The sequence below is a fragment of the Micromonospora narathiwatensis genome, from assembly GCF_900089605.1.
GTDB lineage: Bacteria > Actinomycetota > Actinomycetes > Mycobacteriales > Micromonosporaceae > Micromonospora > Micromonospora narathiwatensis.
In genome coordinates, this window is the sequence record NZ_LT594324.1 from 3380070 (window position 1) to 3396967 (window position 16898).

Consider the following 16898-nt stretch of genomic DNA (forward strand, 5'->3'; position numbering starts at 1 on the left):
CCTGGTCACCACCCGTCCTCAGACCGATGGTGGCAGGCACCGGGGCGCCGCATGAGAGTTTTTCGTATTTGCCGTCCGAGATCGGACGGCCCCGCTCAGCCCCGCTCGCGCTGGTCCGAGGGGTCGTTGAGCAGGCTCTCCGGGGAGACCGGCTCGGGAGCCGGCAGACCCTGCTGCGGGACGTTGCCGCCGCTGGCCTGCGCCTCGGCGTGGCGTACCTCGGCGTGGATCTCCTGGGCGGCGCTGGCGGCGGCCTGCGCCGCCTCGGCGGCCTCCCGCTCCACCTCGCCGGCGCCCTTGCTGGCCTCCGGCGACGGCACGTCGCCGACCATGTTGGCCAGCCCGCCCAGCGCGCCGCCCATCCCCTCCAGGGCCTTGGTCAGCTCGGCCGGGACGATCCAGACCTTGTTCGCGGAACCGTTGGCGATCTGCGGCAGCGCCTGGAGGTACTGGTAGGCGAGCACCTTCTGGCTCGGGTTGGCCTGGTGGATCGCGTCGAAGACCGTCCGGATCGCCTTGGCCTGGCCCTCCGCCTGGAGGATCCGGGCCTGCCGGTCACCGTCGGCCCGCAGCACGGCGGCCTGCTTCTCGCCCTCGGCGGTGAGGATCTGCGACTGCTTGAGACCCTCGGCGTTCAGGATCGCGGCACGGCGGTCCCGCTCGGCGCGCATCTGCTTCTCCATCGAGTCGCGGATGCTCGGCGGCGGCTCGATCGCCTTGATCTCGACCCGGGTGACCTTGATGCCCCACCGGCCCGTGGTCTCGTCCAGCACGCCGGACAGGTGCCGGTTGATCTCCTCACGGCTGGTCAGCGCCCGCTCCAGGTCCAGCGAGCCGATCACGTTACGCAGCGTGGTCACGGTGAGCTGCTCGATGGCCTGAAGGAAGTTGGAGATCTCGTAGGTGGCCCGCACCGAGTCGACCACCTTGAAATAGAGCACCGTGTCGATCGAGACGACCAGGTTGTCCGAGGTGATCACCGGCTGCGGCGGGAAGCTGACCACCTGCTCCCGCATGTCGACCTTGGTACGCACCGCGTCGATGTACGGCACGAGCAGGTTCAGCCCAGGGTTCAGGGTCCGCTTGTACCGCCCCAGCCGCTCCACCACGTCCTGCCGCTGCTGCGGCACGATCCGCACCGCCTTGGCCAGCGTCACCACGACGATCACCGCAATCGCGATCAAGACGACCGCTGCAAACTCCATACCGTTCACCTTTTCGTCTCGGGCAGTGCGCCCGGGGTGGAAATCTCGTCCTGCCAGACCAGGGCGGTGGCGCCCCGGACCTTTATCACCTGCACCCGCTCACCCACGGCGTAGCTCCGCGTCGCGTCGTACGCCCGAGCGGTCCACAACTCTCCGTCGATCTTGATCAGGCCGTGCTCGACGTCCACCGGCTCCACCACCAGCGCCGCCGTCCCCTCCAGCGCCTCGACGCCGAACGACCGTTCGCCACCTTCCAGCGCCGCATTGGCGTGCCGCCGGATGACCGGCCGGAGCAGCGCCACGCAGAGCGTGGAGACCACGGCGAAGACCAGCGCCTGGATCGCGACCGGAGCGCCGAGCGCGGCGGCGGCCGCGGCGGCGAACGCCCCGGCCGCGAACATGATCAGGAACAGCGTCGTCGTAAAGATCTCGGCGACCGCCAACACCACACCAAGCACGATCCACAGCACTGCGTTCACCCCACGATCGTGACACGCCGACGCACATCCCACGAACCCGTCATGATCAGTAAGCTCGGCGGCACCCGCCGTCGTGCTCCTCGGCGGTGCCGAGGTCGACGTCGACGAGGAGGACGACCATGGCCCTGCTGCCCGAAACGGCCCGACGGGTCGACGCGCTGGTCACCCGGGCCCAGGCCGAGGGACGCGGCCCCTCGGTCGCCCTCGGCGTGGTCCGCGCCGGCAGCCTCGCCCACCTCGCGCTCGCCGGCGACCACCCCGTCTCCGACGCGGACCTGCAGTACCGGATCGGCTCGATCAGCAAGACCATGACCGCCGTGCTGGTGATGCAGCAGCGGGACGCCGGCCGGCTGGCCCTGGACGACCCGCTGGACAAGCACCTGCCCGGCACCCCGGCCGGCGCGCTCACCCTGCGCCAGCTGCTCGGGCACGCCAGCGGCCTGCAACGCGAGCCGGACGGCCGGTGGTGGGAGCGGACCGAGGGCGTCGACCTGGGCACCCTCGTCGCCGGGCTGACACCGGAGAAGATCGCCCACCCGCCGCACCGCGCGTACCACTACTCAAACCTGGCGTACGGGCTGCTCGGCGGGGTGCTGGAGCGGGTCACCGGGACGCCCTGGGCCGACCTGCTCCGGGAACGGCTCCTCGAACCCCTGGGCATGCGGCGCACCACCTACCACCCGACCGAGCCCTACGCCCGGGGGTACGTGGTGCACCCCTGGCACGACACGCTGCGCGAGGAGCCCCGTACCGACACCGGGGCGATGGCGCCCGCCGGTCAGCTCTGGTCGACCGTCGCGGACCTGGCCCGCTGGGCGGCGTTCCTGGCCGACCCGGCCCCGGACGTGCTCGCCCCGGCCACGCTCACCGAGATGTGCGCGCCGGTGGTGATCAGCGACCTGGACTCGTGGACCGGCGGGCACGGCCTCGGCGTGGAGCTCTACCGGGTCGGCGACCGGGTGTACGTGGGCCACGGCGGCTCGATGCCCGGGTACGTGGCCGGCCTGGCGGTGCACCGGCCAAGCCGGACCGCCGTGGTCGACTTCGCCAACTCCTACGGGCTACGCGCCGGCCACCACGTCGTCGAGCTGGCCCGGCAGGTGCTCACCCTGGTGCTGGACGCCGAGCCGGCCCCGCCCGCCCCGTGGCGTCCGGCCGGCCCGCCGGCCCCGGAGTTGGCCGAGCTGACCGGCCGCTGGTGGTGGATGGGCATGGAGTACGAGTTCCGCCCGGACCCGGCCGGTGACCTGGTGGGCGGCCCGGTCGGTCGACCGCTGCTCCGCTTCAGCCCCGAGGGCCCGGACCGTTGGCGGGGCCGCTCCGGCTCTCAGGACGGCGAGATCCTCACCGTGCTCCGGGACGGGGCCGGTCGCCCGGTGGCACTGGACATCGCCACCTTCGTCTTCACCCGCGATCCCGACGAGGTCCCGTGACGCGTCGGGGCTGACGGGCGTGTGCCCCGGGCCCCTACGATGGCCGCGTGCCACGTGATGATCAACGTCGGACCGGCCGGACCATCAAGCTTCGCGCAACGAACGCAGACCGTCGCCAGGCGGCAGACGTGCTCCAGATGGCGTTGCGGGAGGGCCGGCTCGACGCGGTGGAGTTCGACAGCCGCTCCCGGGCCGGCGAATCCGCGCGGTACGTCGACGAACTCGACGCTCTCGTGGCCGACCTGCCCCGCCAGCTCGGCGTCCGGGACTGGGCCGCCAGCCTCCGGGTCCGGGCCACTGACCGGGACCTGGCGATCCGTTGGCTCGCCGACGCGCTGGCCGAGGGGCGGCTGACCCCCGAGCAGCACGAACGGCGGCTCGCCGGTCTCGCCGGCGCGGAGACGTACGCCGATCTCAGAGGTCTCCTGGACGGCGTACCCGGACCCCCCTCCGCGACGCGGAAGAAGCTGCTGGTGTCCGCCGGCGACCGCGAGGCGACCCTCGACCGGTTGTCCCAGGCGTTCGCCGACGGCATGCTCACCGCCGACGAGCACGCCGAGCTGCGGACGTCCGCCCAGCGCGCCACCCGGTACCGGGACCTGGACCAGGTCGCCGCCGGCCTGGCCGGGCGGGCGGGCACGACGGACCGGGCCCGGGCGGTCCGTCGCCTCGATCAGGCCCACGCGGACGGGCGGCTCAACGCCGCCGAGCACGCCGAGCGGGTCCGCGCCGCCAACGCGGCGACCCGGGAGGACGAGCTGGCCCGGCTCCTCGACGACCTGCCCGGCCGGGCGCCCACCCGGTCGCTGCTGTCGTCGGTCCGCCGGTACCGGCTCTCCGACACCGAGCGCGACCAGGCCGTCCAGGAGCTGCAGCAGGCCTTGAACGACGGCCAGCTCACCCTTGACGAGTACGACGAACGAACCCGGGCGGCGTACGCGGCGCAAGCCGCCCGAGAGCTGAAGCCGCTGCTGGCCGACATCATCGAACCGGAACCCAGCCGGCGAGCGGCGGGCGCCGCCGACCCGGTCGAGAACCGCACGGTTGGCCGGCGGCGGGTGGCGATCGCCGCCGTCGTCGTGGGCTGCCTCGCCCTCGGTGTGGGCGGCCTCGTCTGGCACGGCGGCGGTAAACAGCAGCGGGAGCAGGGGGACACCTCCCACGCGGTCCACGTTCTCTGGTCGGCGCCGGTCGACCGGCCCTCGACCGTCAAAGGCGTCGGCAACTGGGTCGCGGGCGACACGGTGATCCGGGCGCGTACCGACAAGGTGGTGGCCTACCAGCTCGCGGACGGACAGGTCAGCTGGACGTTCCAGCTCCCCGCCCGGCAGCAGGTCTGCGCGATGAGTCGCACCACCGAGGGTGGCATCGGCCTGATCGCCTACTCACCCGACGGCGAGTACCGGTGCGCGACGCTGGTCGCCCTCGACGTCACCAACGGCCGGCTCCTCTGGCACCGCGAGACGCGGATACCCCCGGAGATTTTTCGCTGGTACGGCGGTTCCGAGGAGTTCGCGCTGACCACGGAGACCGCGGTGATCAAGGAACCGACCGGTTTCGTCGCGGTCGACGCACGGGAGAACAAGCCGCGATGGCGGCTGCCCGCCGCCCGCGGCTGCGAGCCGTACTCGGTGGCCGCGGGCGGCGGTGTTGCCGCCCTGCTGAGCACCTGCGAGGGGCGCACCGCCCGGCTGACCGTCGTCGACCTCGCCTCGGGGCGGGAACGGTGGCACGCCCAGCTGCAGACCAGCGACACCGACGAGCGGTACCTCTGGACGGGGAACGGGACGGTGGTGCTCTCGCTCGACCCGCTGGTCATCCGGGTCAGTGACGAGGACGGCCGGGGCGGCGCCTTCGTCTCCTTCGACGCTCACGGCGCCCGCCGGGCGACCATCCTGCAGTCGCAGGAGGAGTTCGACGTCGCCGGGTCGTTCCCCAGCGCGTTTCTGGCAACCATGTTCGAGGCGCGTTCGGCCTACCCGGTGGCGGTCGTCGGGGACACGCTCGTCGCGCCGGTGACCAGGGCGGGCGACGAGAGACCCAGTCACGTGGCCGCCTTCTCCCTCACCGACGGTCGCCGGTTGTGGCTGACCGACCTGGGCGACCTGGTGGAGGCCATCACCGCGGCGGACGGAAACATCCTCGTCAAGACCGGCGGCGAGGTCGTTCTGCTGACACCGCAGGACGGCCGAAAGACGGAACGACACGATCTTGATGAGATCCTCGGGGAGAGCGCCTGGATCGACGAGTTGCGGGCCGTGGGCCAGCGATGGGTGTTCCTCCGCGTGGACGGCACGAAGTCGAACCCGGCGGTCATGGTGCTCGGCTGACCAGCCGCCAACCCGTCAGATCCGTCCGGGTAAAGCCGACGCCGTACCGTTGTTGATCTTTGGGTCTACGATCTTGGCCGTGAATCTTGGGTGGTCCGACGACGGGCAGCACGGCCTGCGTGCGACGAACGATGACCGTGCGGCCGTGGTGCGGATTCTGGACATCGGACGGGACGAGGGGCGGCTGGACAGCGTCGAGCATGCCCGGCGTGTGGACGCGGTGCAGGCCGCGAAGACCCGCGGTGAGCTGGTGGCGCTGACCCTCGACCTGCCGGACCGGCGTGGTGAGCACTGGTGGTTCGATCCGGCTCGGGTACGCGGCGACGACCGTGAGCGGGCGGTGCGGTGGCTGGCCGAGGGCGCGGCGCAGGGCCGGCTGACGGCCGCCGAGGTCGAGCGACGCTCGGCTGCGCTGCCCGGTGTCGGCACCTACGCGGAACTACGCGCACTGCTGCGCGGGCTGCCGGGCTGGCCGGGCACGGACGACAATGATCTGCTGGCCGGTACCGCCGACCGCGATGCGGCCCTGGCCCGGCTGACCGAGGCGGTCGTCGACGGCCGGGTGGAACCAGCCGAGCACCCGGGGCTGGAGGCCGACATCGGCCAAGCCCGCCGGCTCCGTGACCTGCGAGCCCTGCTGGCCGATCTGGCCGCCCGGGCCAGCGACCAGCAACGCCACGACGCCGCGGCGGAGCTGGCCGCCGCCCACCACGACGGCCGGCTCGACGGCACCGAACACGCCAACCGCACCGCCCGCACCCAGCATGTGGCCATGACCGCCGACCTGGCGCAGCTCACCGGGGACCTGCACGGCGACGCCCGGCGACTGTCCCAGGCAGAACGCGACGACGTCGCCCGCCGGCTCAAACGCGCTCTCGACGAGGGCCGCCTCGACCTGCCCGAATACGAGTCCCGCCTGCGAACCGCGTACGCGGCGGGCAGCATCGCCGACACCGCGCCGCTCTTCGCCGACCTCGTCGACCCACCCCGACCGGCCCGACGCGGCCCCCTCGACCGCGCCTTCGACAGACTCCTGTTCAACTCCGCGCTACTGCCCGCACCGACCCGCTGGTGGCAGCGCCTGTTCCCCAAGCCGGCCTGGAAGATCCTCACCGTGGGCGCGCTGCTGACATGCTGCCTCGGTGTGACATGGCACGGCGGGGTGCTGTTCCTTGGCGTTCCGCTGCTGGTCTTCCTGATCTTCGTCTATGAAGAGATGTTCTACGGCGGCTCCGACAACGCCGAAAAGCGGCAGCAGGCGGTCTTCGATGAGCTGGGGTCGGCCCTGAGGCGATACGACCCGTCGATCCGTGCGGCCAGGGTGTCCAAGTTCGCCGTAAACGTCAGCGAGGTGACCGTCGCGGTCAGGTTCGACAACGACCGCGACACCGTCCCACCGTTGATCATCGACGAGGCGGTGCGGCTGTTCTGGCTCAGCCGGCTGTACCCGCTCAAAACCATCAACATTTACAGCAGTTGCCACACCGAGCCCTACCTTCGCGGCCGGTGGACGGTACAGCTCGACCGTGCCGTGAGCGAACGGCTTCGGCGCCGGTACGGGCCACGCCCGTACGGACCGCTGCCACCCCCGGCAACCTGACGGCTCAGCCGGGCTCGGTGACGAAGTCGATCAACCGCTCCATCGCGTTGATCAACGGCGTCTCCACGTCGGCGAAACTGTTCACCCGGGACAGGATGCGCCGCCACATGTCCGCCGGCTCGACCACCCCGAGGGCCGCGCAGACCCCCTCCTTCCAGGGCCGCCCCGGCGGCACCACCGGCCAGGCCGGGATGCCCAGCGCCTTCGGCTTCACCGCCTGCCACACGTCCACGTACGGGTGGCCGGTGACCAGGACGTGCGGCGAGGTCACCGCCGCCACGATCCGGCTCTCCTTCGAGCCGGCCACCAGGTGGTCGACGAGCACGCCGAGTCGGCGGCCCGGGCCCGGGTCGAACGCGCGTACCTCGGCGGCCAGGGCGTCGATGCCGTCCAGGGGTTCCACCACCACGCCCTCGATGCGCAGGTCGTCGCCCCAGATCCGCTCCACGAGGGCCGCGTCGTGCACCCCCTCGACCCAGATCCGGCTGGCCTTGGCGACCCGGGCCCGGACCTTGTCGACCGCGATCGAGCCGGAGGCGGTACGCCGCCGGGCCGCCGGCACCGGCGCGCGGGCCGGCCTGCGCAGGGTGACCGGCTTGCCGTCGAGCAGGAACGCGGCGGGCAGCAGCGGGAAGTTGCGCCGCCGGCCGTGCCGGTCCTCCAGCACCACCGCACCGGCCTCGAAGCCGACGACCGCGCCGCAGAACCCGGAATCGGCGTCCTCGACCACCAGGTCCGGTTCGGCGTCCACCTCCGGGGTGACCTTCCGCCGTCGCCAGTCCCCCGCCAGCACGTCCCCGTCGTATCGCCCCGCCATGTCGATCACGCTAACCAGCGGTCCGCCACACCGCCCGCCGACGCGCCGCCGCACGGTTTCGATCATGGAGCCGTGGTCCCGAACAGAAGTCGCGGACGACGCCAGGCCGGCACCACCCATCCATGGTCGGTGGGACCTCGGGCGGGGTGGAAAGGGGCGAAGCGGGTAGTTGGGGGCAGGTCACGCCGCGGGTGCGGCAGTCGAGACAGGGGCGGTGGGGAGCACGTACCCTTTCGGCATGTCCTCCCCCGCAGCGGGCGCGGCCACCCTGGCTCCGCGTCGGTCGAGCCGGTTCGTTGCCTGGGTACGCGCCTGGCGGGCCGGCCTGGTGCCCTTCGACGAGGTCGCCGACGAGATCGCCGGCGACGAGGAGCACCTGGTCGCGGACGCGCCCGGCGCCTGGACCGACGTGTCCCTGCGGGAGGCGCTGCCCAGCCTGGCGAAGCTCTCCCCGGACGAGATCCGTCTGGTGCTGCCCGCCCCGGGCGACCCGCGCGGGCTGCCCGGCCCCGGCGACTTCGCCGGCGCGGCGCTGCTCGCCGGCGAGGCGGTGGTGGCCAGCGGGCTCGGCCTCGTGCCGGAGGTACGCACCCACACCTCCGGGTCGGGCATGACCTGGGAGACCGTGCTCTGGCGGGTGTACCCGTTGCCCGCCGACGCGCCCAAGGCGTCCCTCGCGGTGCCCGGGGCGGCCGAGGCGGAAGCCGAGCTGGCCGCCGTGCTCGCCGAGACGACCGCCGCGCTCACCCGGCTCGACGTGGCCCAGTGGCGGCCCGAGCTGGCCGGCGCCCTCGCCGCACTGCGCCGCCCCGACGGCACCACCGACCTGCCGCCCGGATTCGACCCGCGGGCGCGCCGGCTGTTCGCCCGGGCGGCCGTACTGGACCGGGTGCTCGCCCTGGCCGGGGAGAGCGCCCCGGGCGGCGCGGTGAACACCTACGAGGCGCAGCAGCGGGACGCGGCGCTGCGCCCGCTGACCACCGCCTGCCGGCAGGCCCTGGTGGCCGCCTGCAACGCCCCGCTGCGCCCCTGAACGGCGGCCGGCGGCCCGCCGGAGCACGCCGCATGTGGGCCGGCGGCCCGCCGAGCCCGCCGCGGCTCAGATCTCGTCGATCAGGTCGGCCACCGAGTTGACGATCCGGGACGGCCGGTACGGGTAGCGTTCCGCCTCCGTCCGGGAGCTGATCCCGGTCAGCACCAGGATCGTCTCCAGACCCGCCTCCAGGCCGCAGAGGATGTCGGTGTCCATCCGGTCGCCGATCATCGCGGTGCTCTCCGAGTGCGCCTCGATGGTGTTCAACGCCGAACGCATCATCATCGGGTTGGGCTTGCCGACGAAGTACGGCTCCACCCCGGTCGCCTTGGAGATCATCGCGGCCACCGAGCCGGCGGCCGGCAGCGCGCCCTCGACCGACGGGCCGGTCGCGTCCGGATTGGTGCAGATGAACCGGGCCCCGTCGTCGATCAGCCGGATCGCCTTGGTGATCGCCTCGAAGCTGTAGGTGCGGGTCTCCCCCAGCACCACGTAGTCGGGGGCGAAGTCGCTGAGCACGTACCCCACCGCGTGCAGGGCCGTGGTCAGCCCGGCCTCACCGATCGCGTACGCGGTGCCGCCGGGCCGCTGGTCGGCCAGGAACTGCGCGGTGGCCAGGGCGGACGACCAGATCGCCTCCTCGGGCACGTCCAGCCCCATCCGGGCCAGCCGGGCCTGGAGGTCACGCGGGGTGTAGATCGAGTTGTTGGTCAGCACCAGGAAGGGCTTGCCGGAGGCGCGTAGCTTCTTGACGAACTCGGGCGCGCCGGGCACCGGCTGCCCCTCGTGCACCAGTACGCCGTCCATGTCGGTGAGCCAGCTCTGCACCGGCTTGCGGTCATGCATGTGTCGTCCCCAGGGGTGTCGGGAGATCGGTCAGGCTCCGGGCCGGCGGGCCGGGGGCACGCAGCACGCCGTCGGGCAGGTGTCCCACATCGGCAGCTCGCCGAGGCGGCGGCGCAGCCGCTCGCCGGCCGGGTTGGTGCGTTCCAGGACCAGTTCGCGCACCATCGCCACGAACCGCGGGTCGGTGCCGGGGGTGCCGGCGCGGGCGAAGTCGAGGCCGAGCTGCTTGGCCGTGTCGAGGGCCTCGGTGTCCAGGTCCCAGACCACCTCGAGATGGTCGGAGACGAACCCGATCGGGCTGACCACCACGCCGGTGACGCCCTGCGTGGCGAGGGTGGCCAGGTGGTCGTTGATGTCCGGCTCCAGCCACGGCACCTGCGGCGGCCCGGAACGGCTCTGCCAGACCAGGTCGTACGGCAGGTCCGGCGCGGCGGCGGCGTGCACCAGCCGGGCGGTCTCGGCGAGCTGGGCGGTGTACCGGCCGCCGTGCGGGCCGGCGGTCGCGGCCATCGAGGTGGGCACGGAGTGCGCGGTGAAGACCAGCCGGGTGCTCTCCCGCCGGGCCGGGTCGAGCTGCGCGAGCGCGGCCCGCACCGCGTCGGCGTGCGGCTGGACGAAGCCGGGGTGGTCCCAGAACTGGCGCAGCTTCTCGATCACCGGGGCGTCCGGGCCGACCGCGGCCCGGGCCGCGGCGATGTCTTCCTGATATTGCCGGCAGGAGGAGTAGCCGCCGTACGCGCTGGTGACGAAGGCGAGAGCCCGCTGGACGCCGTCGTCGCGCATCCGCGCCACGGTGTCGGCGAGCATCGGGTCCCAGTTCCGGTTGCCCCAGTAGACCGGCAGGTCGACGCCGTTGGCGGCGAAGTCCGCGCGGATCGCCGCGAGCAGTTCCCGGCACTGCCGGTTGATCGGGGACACCCCGCCGAAGTGCAGGTAGTGCTGGACCACCTCTTCCAGCCGCTCCGGGGGCACGCCCCGCCCCCGGGTCACGTTCTGCAGGAAGGGCCGCACGTCCTCCGGCCGCTCCGGTCCGCCGAAGGAGACCAGCACCAACGCGTCGTACGCCATGGTCCCATTCTTCCCCGACGCCGTGACGGCCCCGCGACGCCCCCTGGTCGGGGGGCGTCGACAGGGCCGTTCCTCACACCTCAGGAGCCGATCGCGTGGTAGCCGCCGTCGACGTGGACGATCTCGCCGGTGGTGGCCGGGAACCAGTCGGACAGCAACGCCAGGCAGGCGCGGGCGGCCGGCTCCTGGTCGGTGAGGTTCCAGCCGAGCGGGGCCCGCTCGGCCCAGGCGTCCTCGAACTGCTCGAAGCCGGGGATGGACTTGGCTGCGATGGTACGCAGCGGCCCGGCGGCGACCAGGTTGCTGCGGATGCCCCGCTTGCCCAGGTGCAGCGCCAGGTAGCGGGAGGCGGACTCCAGCCCGGCCTTGGCCACGCCCATCCAGTCGTACACCGGCCAGGCCTTGGTGGCGTCGAAGGTGAGGCCGACCACCGCGCCGCCCGCCGACATCAGCGGCAGCGCCGCCATGGCCAGGGACTTGTACGAGTACGTCGAGACGTGCACCGCGGTGGCCACGTCCTCCCACGGCGCGTCCAGGAAACCGCCACCGAGGCAGCTCTGCGGGGCGAACCCGATCGAGTGCACCACCCCGTCCAGGCCGTCGACGTGCTCGCGCACCTTGTCGGCGAGACCGGCCAGGTGCTCCTGGTTCGTCACGTCCAGCTCGATCACCGGGGCCGGCTCGGGCAGCCGCTTGGCGATCCGCTCGACCAGGGAGAGCCGGCCGTAGCCGGTGAGCACGACCTGGGCGCCGTTCTCCTGGGCGAGCTTCGCCACGGAGAAGGCGATCGAGGCGTCGGTGATGACGCCGGTGACCAGCAGCCGCTTACCGGCCAGCAGTCCGGACATTACGCAGTTCCTCCGTGTTTCTCAGTGACCCATGCCCAGGCCGCCGTCGACCGGGATGACGGCGCCGGTGATGTACCCGGCCGCGTCCGAGGCCAGCCAGGCGACCACGCCGGCGACCTCCTCCGGCTCGGCGAACCGGCCGGCCGGAATCGCCTTGCGGTATTCGGTGCGCCGCTCCTCGGGCAGCGCGGCGGTCATGTCGGTGTCGATGAAGCCGGGCGCGACCACGTTCGCGGTGATGTTGCGGCTGCCCAGCTCGCGGGTGATCGAGCGGGCCACGCCCACCAGGCCCGCCTTGCTGGCCGCGTAGTTGACCTGGCCGACGCCACCGTAGAGGCCGACCACCGAGGAGATGAAGATCATCCGACCCCACCGGGCCCGGAGCATCTTCGTCGAGGCCCGCTTGGCGCAGCGGAACGCGCCGGTCAGGTTGGTGTCGAGCACCCGGGTGAACTGCTCCTCGGACATCCGCATCAGCAGCGTGTCGTCGGTGATGCCGGCGTTGGCGACCAGCACCTCGACCGGGCCCAGCTCGGCCTCGATCGCGGTGAACGCGGCGTCGACCGACTCGGCGTCGGTCACGTCGCACTTCACGCCGAACAGGCCCGCCGGGGCGTCGCCGCTGCGATGGGTCACCGCCACCCGGTCGCCCTGCTTGGCGAAGGCCTGCGCGATGGCCAGGCCGATCCCCCGGTTTCCGCCGGTCACCAGCACGGTACGGGCCACGGTTCCCCCTCTGCTCAGCTGATCTCGCCGGTCGGAGCCTAGGCGTTACCGGCAGGTAAGCGCTAACGCGCGCCGGTCACACCGGGGTATGACACCGGTCCTCACCCCCTGGCGGGACGACGACGACCCCACCGGCCCGTACGCTGCCGCTGATGGAGCAATCGTGGGTCGGAACCTGGTGGCCGGCGCTGCGACGGGTCGTCGCCGGACCGGACGTCCCGCCCGCCCGGACGCCGCCCGAGCGCTGGCCCCGGCTGGCCCGGTTCCTGCGCCCGGCCGGCCTGTTCGCGATGGTCGGCCTCTTCGCCGCCACCCTCGCCTGGGAGTACAACCGGCACCTGCCCGGGATCGTGCCGCCGTTGTTCGCGGCGCTGACCATCGCCCCGCTGCTCGTCCTGCCCCGGCGCCCCCTGCTCGCCTGGCGGCTCACCATGGTCGCGCTGGCCACCTGCACGTTCAACGCCCCGCCACGCGCGCCCTGGCCGTGGAGCCCGGTGCTGGTGCTCGGGTCGCTGCTCGTGCTCGCGATCGTCGCCGCCCGGGTGGACCGACCGATGCTGGTCTGGGTGGGGCTGATCACCGTGTTGCCGGTGCTCACCCTGGTCCACCCGAACAACCGGGTCGGCGTCCTGCTCCTGGTCCTGGTCCTGCTGGTGCTCGGCGACCTGGTACGAGGCAACCGGCTCTCCCGCCACGCGCTGGCCGCGCAGACCGAACTCAGCGAGCGGGAGCAGGAGCGCCGGGCGGTGCTGGAGGAACGCGCCCGGATCGCCCGGGAACTGCACGACGTGGTCGCCCACCACATGTCGATGATCGCCGTGCAGGCGGAGACCGCGCCGTACCGTCTCGCCGAGGTGCCGGACGGCGCGCGCGCCGAGTTCACCGCCATCGCCGGCTCGGCCCGGGAGGCGCTGACCGACATGCGCCGCCTGTTGGGTGTGCTGCGCAGCGAGTCGACCGGTCCACAGACCGCGCCGCAGCCCGACCTGACCGACGTCCCGGCGATGGTGGACGCCGCCCGCCGGGCCGGCCTCGCGGTCACCCTGCACGCCCCCGCGCCGGCCGCCGGGGCGCCCGCGCCGGTCGGGCTGGCCGCGTACCGGATCGTGCAGGAGGGGCTGGCGAACGCCGCCCGGCACGCGCCCGGGGCCGCGGTGCGGGTCAGCGTCCGGCCCGGAGCACGGGGCCTGGCGGTCCGGGTCGAGAACACCGCCGGCCCGGCCGGCCCGAGCACCGCCGAGCGGGGCGCCGGGCACGGGTTGACCGGCATGCGCGAACGGGCCCTCGCGCTGGGCGGCACGTTCGCCGCCGGACCACTCGACGACGGCGGGTACGCCGTCGACGCGCTGCTGCCGTACGACGGGGAGGACGGGAACGGATGATCAGGGTGCTGATCGCCGACGACCAGGCGATGGTCCGGCAGGGGTTCGGCGCGCTGCTGGCCGCCCAGCCGGACCTGCTCGTGGTCGGGGACGCCGCCGACGGCGCGGCGGCCGTGGCGGCGACCCGCCGGCTGGACCCGGACGTGGTGCTGATGGACGTGCGGATGCCGGTGCTGGACGGGCTGGCCGCCACCCGCCAACTGCTCGGCGACCGCCGTGCGGACCGCCCCCGGGTGCTCATCCTGACCACCTTCGACCTGGACGACTACGTCTACGAGGCGCTGCGCGCCGGGGCGAGCGGGTTCCTGCTCAAGGACGCCCCCGCCGCCGACCTGGTGCACGCGGTCCGGGTGGTGGCGGCCGGCGACGCGCTGCTCGCGCCGGCCGTGACCCGCCGGTTGATCGCCGAGTTCGCCGCCCGGCCCGGGCACCGGCGGCCCCGCCCGGCCGACCTGGCCGGCCTGACTCCCCGGGAGACCGACGTGCTGCGCCTGATCGCCCGGGGCCGGTCCAACGCGGAGATCGCCGCCGACCTGGTGGTCGCCGAGCAGACGGTCAAGACCCACGTCGGGCGGATCCTGGCCAAGCTCCAGCTCCGCGACCGCGCCCAGGCCGTGGTCGTCGCGTACGAGACCGGTCTGGTGGCCGCGGGCGAGTAGCCCTCGGGTAGCACGCCGGGAACCACCCGGCGGGGTGACGATCCTCGCCCCGTCCGCGCCGCATGCTCCCGCCGGAGGACCATCCGGAGGGAGACGACGATGCACTGGACCCGACCTGCCCGCGCGGCGCTGACCGTGCTGCTCGGCCTCGGCCTGCTGCTGCCGGACCGCCCCGACCCGCTGGCACCGGCCGCGTACGTCGAGGCGTATCCGGTGGTGGCGGCGCGGCTGCGGGCGGCCGGACCGCCGTACGAGGGCTGGGCCGAGGCGGGCCGACGGTTCCTGGTCTTCGATCCGCGCGGCGACGGCCTCGCGGTGGAGGTGCTCGGCGACCTGGCCACCGCCGACCGGATCGCGGTGCTGGTGCCCGGGGTGGGCAGCACGCTGCGCGACTTCGACCGGGGGCTGGGCGGGGTGGCGCGGCGCGCGCCGGCCCGGCAGGGCGCCGAGCTGTACGAGGCGCTGCGTGCCCGAACCCCCGACGCCCGGGTCGCGGTGCTGGTCTGGCTCGGCTACGACCCGCCCGACGGGGTGACGACGGCGGCGGGCCCGACCGCGGCCCGCCGGGGAGCCGACGCCCTCCTGGCTCAGCTACGGCTGCTCGCCGCCCGCCGCCCGGACGCCACGGTGACGCTGGTCGGGCACAGCTACGGGGCGCTTGTCGTGGGGCTCGCCGCCCGCCGGTCGCCGGTCGAGGTGACCGACGTGGTGTCGCTCGGCGGGGTGGGCGTCGGCGTGGATCGGGCCGACGAGCTGGCTCGGGTACGGATCTGGGCCGCGGAGGCGCCCACCGACTGGATCCGCCGGGTGCCGGAGGTACGGCTGCCCGGTCTCGGCCACGGCGTCCGCCCGGGCGACCCGGTCTTCGGGGCGCGACCACTGCCCACGGCAGGCGTGACCGGCCACGACGGCTACCTGGCACCCGGCAGCGCCACGACGGCCGCGGTGGCGTCGGTCGTGCTCACCGGCACCGACGACGAAGGCACGGTGGCACCGTGAGCGCGAGGAGCGAGCCGGGCCTGCGAGCCCCGCAGCCGCGAACAGAAGGCGGCACCGTGAGCGCGAGGAGCGAGCCGGGCCTGCGAGCCCCACAGCCGCGAACAGAAGGCGGCACCGTGAGCGCGAGGAGCGAGCCGGGCCTGCGAGCCCCACAGCCGCGAACAAACGACAACACCGTGAGCGCGAGGAGCGAGCCGGGCTGGCGGGCCCCGCGGCCACGTACCGCGCCGTCTTCGCGGCGGGACCGGGTGGTCGACGCGCTGCGGGCGTACGCGATCGGCGGGGTGGTGCTCGGGCACTGGCTGGTCACGGCACTCGTGCTGACCGCCGACGGTTCCCTGCACACGGCCAGCCCGCTGACCGCGTTGCCGGCCCTTGCGCCGGCCACCTGGCTGCTGCAGACCCTCGGCCTGTTCTTCTTCACCGCCGGTTACGCGGCCACCCGGTCGCTGGCCGGGTACCCGCAGGGCGCCGGGCGCTGGCTGGCCCGGCGGCTGGGCCGGCTGCTGCGCCCGGCGCTGGCGCTGGCCGGCATCGGGTCCGGGCTGCTGCTGGCCGCGATCGTCCTGGGCACCCCGGAGGGCACCCTCACCGTGGCGGTCACGCTGGCCGTCAGCCCGCTGTGGTTCCTGCTGCCGTTGGTGGCGCTCTCCGTGCTGACCGGGCCGCTGCGGGCGGCCGTACGCCGCTGGGGCCCGCTGCGGTGCGCCGCCCCGGCGGTGGCCGTGGTGGCCGCCGCCGACCTGGCCGCGCGGGTGCTGTCGGCGACCCCCGGGCGGCTGCCGGTCACGCTGTTGGCCGCGTGGGCGGTGCCCTGGCTGCTCGGGGTCGCGCACGCCGACGGACGGCTGACCGGTTCCCGCCCGGCCGCCGGGCTCGCGGCGGCCGGCGGCGTGGCGCTCGCCGGGCTGGTCGCGCTCGGCTACCCGGCGAGCGCGGTGGGGGTGCCCGGAGCGGGGATGTCGAACCTGTACCCGCCGTCGCTGTTCGCCGTCGCGCTGGCGGTGGGCCAGGTCGGCCTCGCGCTGCTGGCCCGGCCCGCGCTGGCCCGGCTGGTGGCCCGGCCCTGGCCGGCGCGGCTGGTGACCGCGGTCAACCGGGAGGCGATCGGGATCTATCTCTGGCACCAGCCGGTGCTGCTCGCGGTGACCGCGCTCACCGCGCACCTCGTCCGCCCGCTGCCGGGTCTGCACACCGCGCCGGCCGGCCCCGGCTGGGTGGCCGCCCGGCTCTGCTGGCTGCCGCTGTTCGCCCTGGTCCTGGTCGCGCTGTTGGCGCCGAGGCGCAGGGCGTCGGGTGGCCGCCTCGGCACGGTCGCGGCCGGGTCGTCCGCCGACCGGGGCGTTCCGGCGGCGGGAAGGGTCGGGGCCGGGCCGACTGCCACGCCTCGCTGACGTCAGCCCGGCCCGCGCGGCGCGGGCCGTCCCGGAGGAGACGGCGTCGGCCGGGTGCCGCGACCCGGCACCCGGTCGG

The 16898-nt window shown here is 73.9% G+C and carries 15 protein-coding genes; 8 read left to right on the top strand and 7 right to left on the bottom strand.

Annotated elements, in window-relative coordinates:
- Positions 1 to 95 precede the first annotated feature (95 nt).
- Both GA0070621_RS14280 and GA0070621_RS14285 read right to left on the bottom strand, forming a co-directional pair.
- The gene (locus tag GA0070621_RS14280) at positions 96 to 1205 is read right to left on the bottom strand and encodes an SPFH domain-containing protein (RefSeq protein WP_091195629.1); all 1110 of its coding nucleotides are present in this window, start codon (positions 1203 to 1205) and stop codon (positions 96 to 98) included.
- A 5-nt stretch (positions 1206 to 1210) separates the two neighbouring features.
- On the bottom strand, positions 1211 to 1684 hold the full coding sequence (locus GA0070621_RS14285; RefSeq protein ID WP_091195631.1) for an NfeD family protein: 474 nt from the start codon (positions 1682 to 1684) through the stop codon (positions 1211 to 1213).
- Positions 1685 to 1803: 119 nt separating this feature from the next.
- On the opposite strand from GA0070621_RS14285, the gene GA0070621_RS14290 reads away from it, so the two are divergent.
- The 3 genes from GA0070621_RS14290 (at position 1804) to GA0070621_RS29995 (ending at position 7047) form a co-directional block, all read left to right on the top strand.
- Positions 1804 to 3117, top strand: coding sequence for a serine hydrolase domain-containing protein (locus GA0070621_RS14290; RefSeq protein WP_091195634.1), 1314 nt, complete (start codon positions 1804 to 1806; stop codon positions 3115 to 3117).
- Positions 3118 to 3164: 47 nt separating this feature from the next.
- Positions 3165 to 5447 carry a DUF1707 domain-containing protein gene (locus GA0070621_RS14295; protein WP_091195636.1) on the top strand — a complete coding sequence of 761 codons (2283 nt, stop codon included), beginning with the start codon at positions 3165 to 3167 and terminating at the stop codon, positions 5445 to 5447.
- A 79-nt stretch (positions 5448 to 5526) separates the two neighbouring features.
- Positions 5527 to 7047, top strand: coding sequence for a DUF1707 SHOCT-like domain-containing protein (locus GA0070621_RS29995; RefSeq protein ID WP_167666906.1), 1521 nt, complete (start codon positions 5527 to 5529; stop codon positions 7045 to 7047).
- A 4-nt stretch (positions 7048 to 7051) separates the two neighbouring features.
- Here the strand turns inward: GA0070621_RS29995 and GA0070621_RS14305 are convergent, their stop codons facing one another.
- The gene (locus GA0070621_RS14305; RefSeq protein WP_091202410.1) at positions 7052 to 7864 is read right to left on the bottom strand and encodes a DUF3097 domain-containing protein; all 813 of its coding nucleotides are present in this window, start codon (positions 7862 to 7864) and stop codon (positions 7052 to 7054) included.
- Positions 7865 to 8102: 238 nt separating this feature from the next.
- Here GA0070621_RS14305 and GA0070621_RS14310 point away from each other — a divergent pair, with 238 nt between their 5' ends.
- Entirely contained in the window at positions 8103 to 8897 is a 795-nt protein-coding gene (locus GA0070621_RS14310; protein WP_091195641.1) for a hypothetical protein, read from the top strand.
- Between the two features lie 66 nt (positions 8898 to 8963).
- Here GA0070621_RS14310 and GA0070621_RS14315 read toward each other — a convergent pair whose 3' ends face one another.
- The 4 genes from GA0070621_RS14315 to fabG form a co-directional block, all read right to left on the bottom strand.
- Positions 8964 to 9743: an HAD-IIA family hydrolase gene (locus GA0070621_RS14315; protein WP_091195644.1), complete on the bottom strand. Its 780-nt coding sequence runs from the start codon at positions 9741 to 9743 to the stop codon at positions 8964 to 8966.
- Positions 9744 to 9773: 30 nt separating this feature from the next.
- Entirely contained in the window at positions 9774 to 10811 is a 1038-nt protein-coding gene (locus GA0070621_RS14320; RefSeq protein ID WP_091195647.1) for a ferrochelatase, read from the bottom strand.
- Between the two features lie 80 nt (positions 10812 to 10891).
- The gene (fabI, locus tag GA0070621_RS14325) at positions 10892 to 11659 is read right to left on the bottom strand and encodes an enoyl-ACP reductase FabI (protein ID WP_091195650.1); all 768 of its coding nucleotides are present in this window, start codon (positions 11657 to 11659) and stop codon (positions 10892 to 10894) included.
- 21 nt (positions 11660 to 11680) lie between these two features.
- Positions 11681 to 12385: a 3-oxoacyl-[acyl-carrier-protein] reductase gene (gene fabG, locus GA0070621_RS14330; RefSeq protein WP_091195653.1), complete on the bottom strand. Its 705-nt coding sequence runs from the start codon at positions 12383 to 12385 to the stop codon at positions 11681 to 11683.
- Between the two features lie 152 nt (positions 12386 to 12537).
- Between fabG and GA0070621_RS14335 the strand changes: the two genes are divergently transcribed.
- From GA0070621_RS14335 to GA0070621_RS14350, 4 genes are all read left to right on the top strand, one after another.
- Positions 12538 to 13767, top strand: coding sequence for a sensor histidine kinase (locus GA0070621_RS14335; protein ID WP_091195656.1), 1230 nt, complete (start codon positions 12538 to 12540; stop codon positions 13765 to 13767).
- Positions 13764 to 14426 (top strand): response regulator, encoded by a 663-nt coding sequence (locus GA0070621_RS14340; protein ID WP_091195658.1) that lies wholly within the window; start codon positions 13764 to 13766, stop codon positions 14424 to 14426. The genes GA0070621_RS14335 and GA0070621_RS14340 overlap by 4 nt, the downstream gene beginning before the upstream one ends.
- A gap of 99 nt (positions 14427 to 14525) precedes the next feature.
- Positions 14526 to 15425, top strand: coding sequence for an alpha/beta hydrolase (locus GA0070621_RS14345; RefSeq protein WP_091195661.1), 900 nt, complete (start codon positions 14526 to 14528; stop codon positions 15423 to 15425).
- Between the two features lie 176 nt (positions 15426 to 15601).
- Positions 15602 to 16819 (top strand): acyltransferase family protein, encoded by a 1218-nt coding sequence (locus GA0070621_RS14350; RefSeq protein ID WP_157739994.1) that lies wholly within the window; start codon positions 15602 to 15604, stop codon positions 16817 to 16819.
- Positions 16820 to 16898: the final 79 nt, after the last annotated feature.

What these genes read in the sequence shown, in the direction of transcription:
- GA0070621_RS14305 (WP_091202410.1), bottom strand. Translation starts at nt 7,864, where the DNA reads ATGGCGGGGCGATACGACGGGGACGTGCTGGCGGGGGACTGGCGACGG.
- GA0070621_RS14310 (WP_091195641.1), top strand. Translation starts at nt 8,103, where the DNA reads ATGTCCTCCCCCGCAGCGGGCGCGGCCACCCTGGCTCCGCGTCGGTCG.
- GA0070621_RS14320 (WP_091195647.1), bottom strand. Translation starts at nt 10,811, where the DNA reads ATGGCGTACGACGCGTTGGTGCTGGTCTCCTTCGGCGGACCGGAGCGG.
- GA0070621_RS14315 (WP_091195644.1), bottom strand. Translation starts at nt 9,743, where the DNA reads ATGCATGACCGCAAGCCGGTGCAGAGCTGGCTCACCGACATGGACGGC.
- GA0070621_RS14340 (WP_091195658.1), top strand. Translation starts at nt 13,764, where the DNA reads ATGATCAGGGTGCTGATCGCCGACGACCAGGCGATGGTCCGGCAGGGG.
- GA0070621_RS14290 (WP_091195634.1), top strand. Translation starts at nt 1,804, where the DNA reads ATGGCCCTGCTGCCCGAAACGGCCCGACGGGTCGACGCGCTGGTCACC.
- fabI (WP_091195650.1), bottom strand. Translation starts at nt 11,659, where the DNA reads ATGTCCGGACTGCTGGCCGGTAAGCGGCTGCTGGTCACCGGCGTCATC.
- GA0070621_RS14335 (WP_091195656.1), top strand. Translation starts at nt 12,538, where the DNA reads ATGGAGCAATCGTGGGTCGGAACCTGGTGGCCGGCGCTGCGACGGGTC.
- GA0070621_RS14345 (WP_091195661.1), top strand. Translation starts at nt 14,526, where the DNA reads ATGCACTGGACCCGACCTGCCCGCGCGGCGCTGACCGTGCTGCTCGGC.
- GA0070621_RS14280 (WP_091195629.1), bottom strand. Translation starts at nt 1,205, where the DNA reads ATGGAGTTTGCAGCGGTCGTCTTGATCGCGATTGCGGTGATCGTCGTG.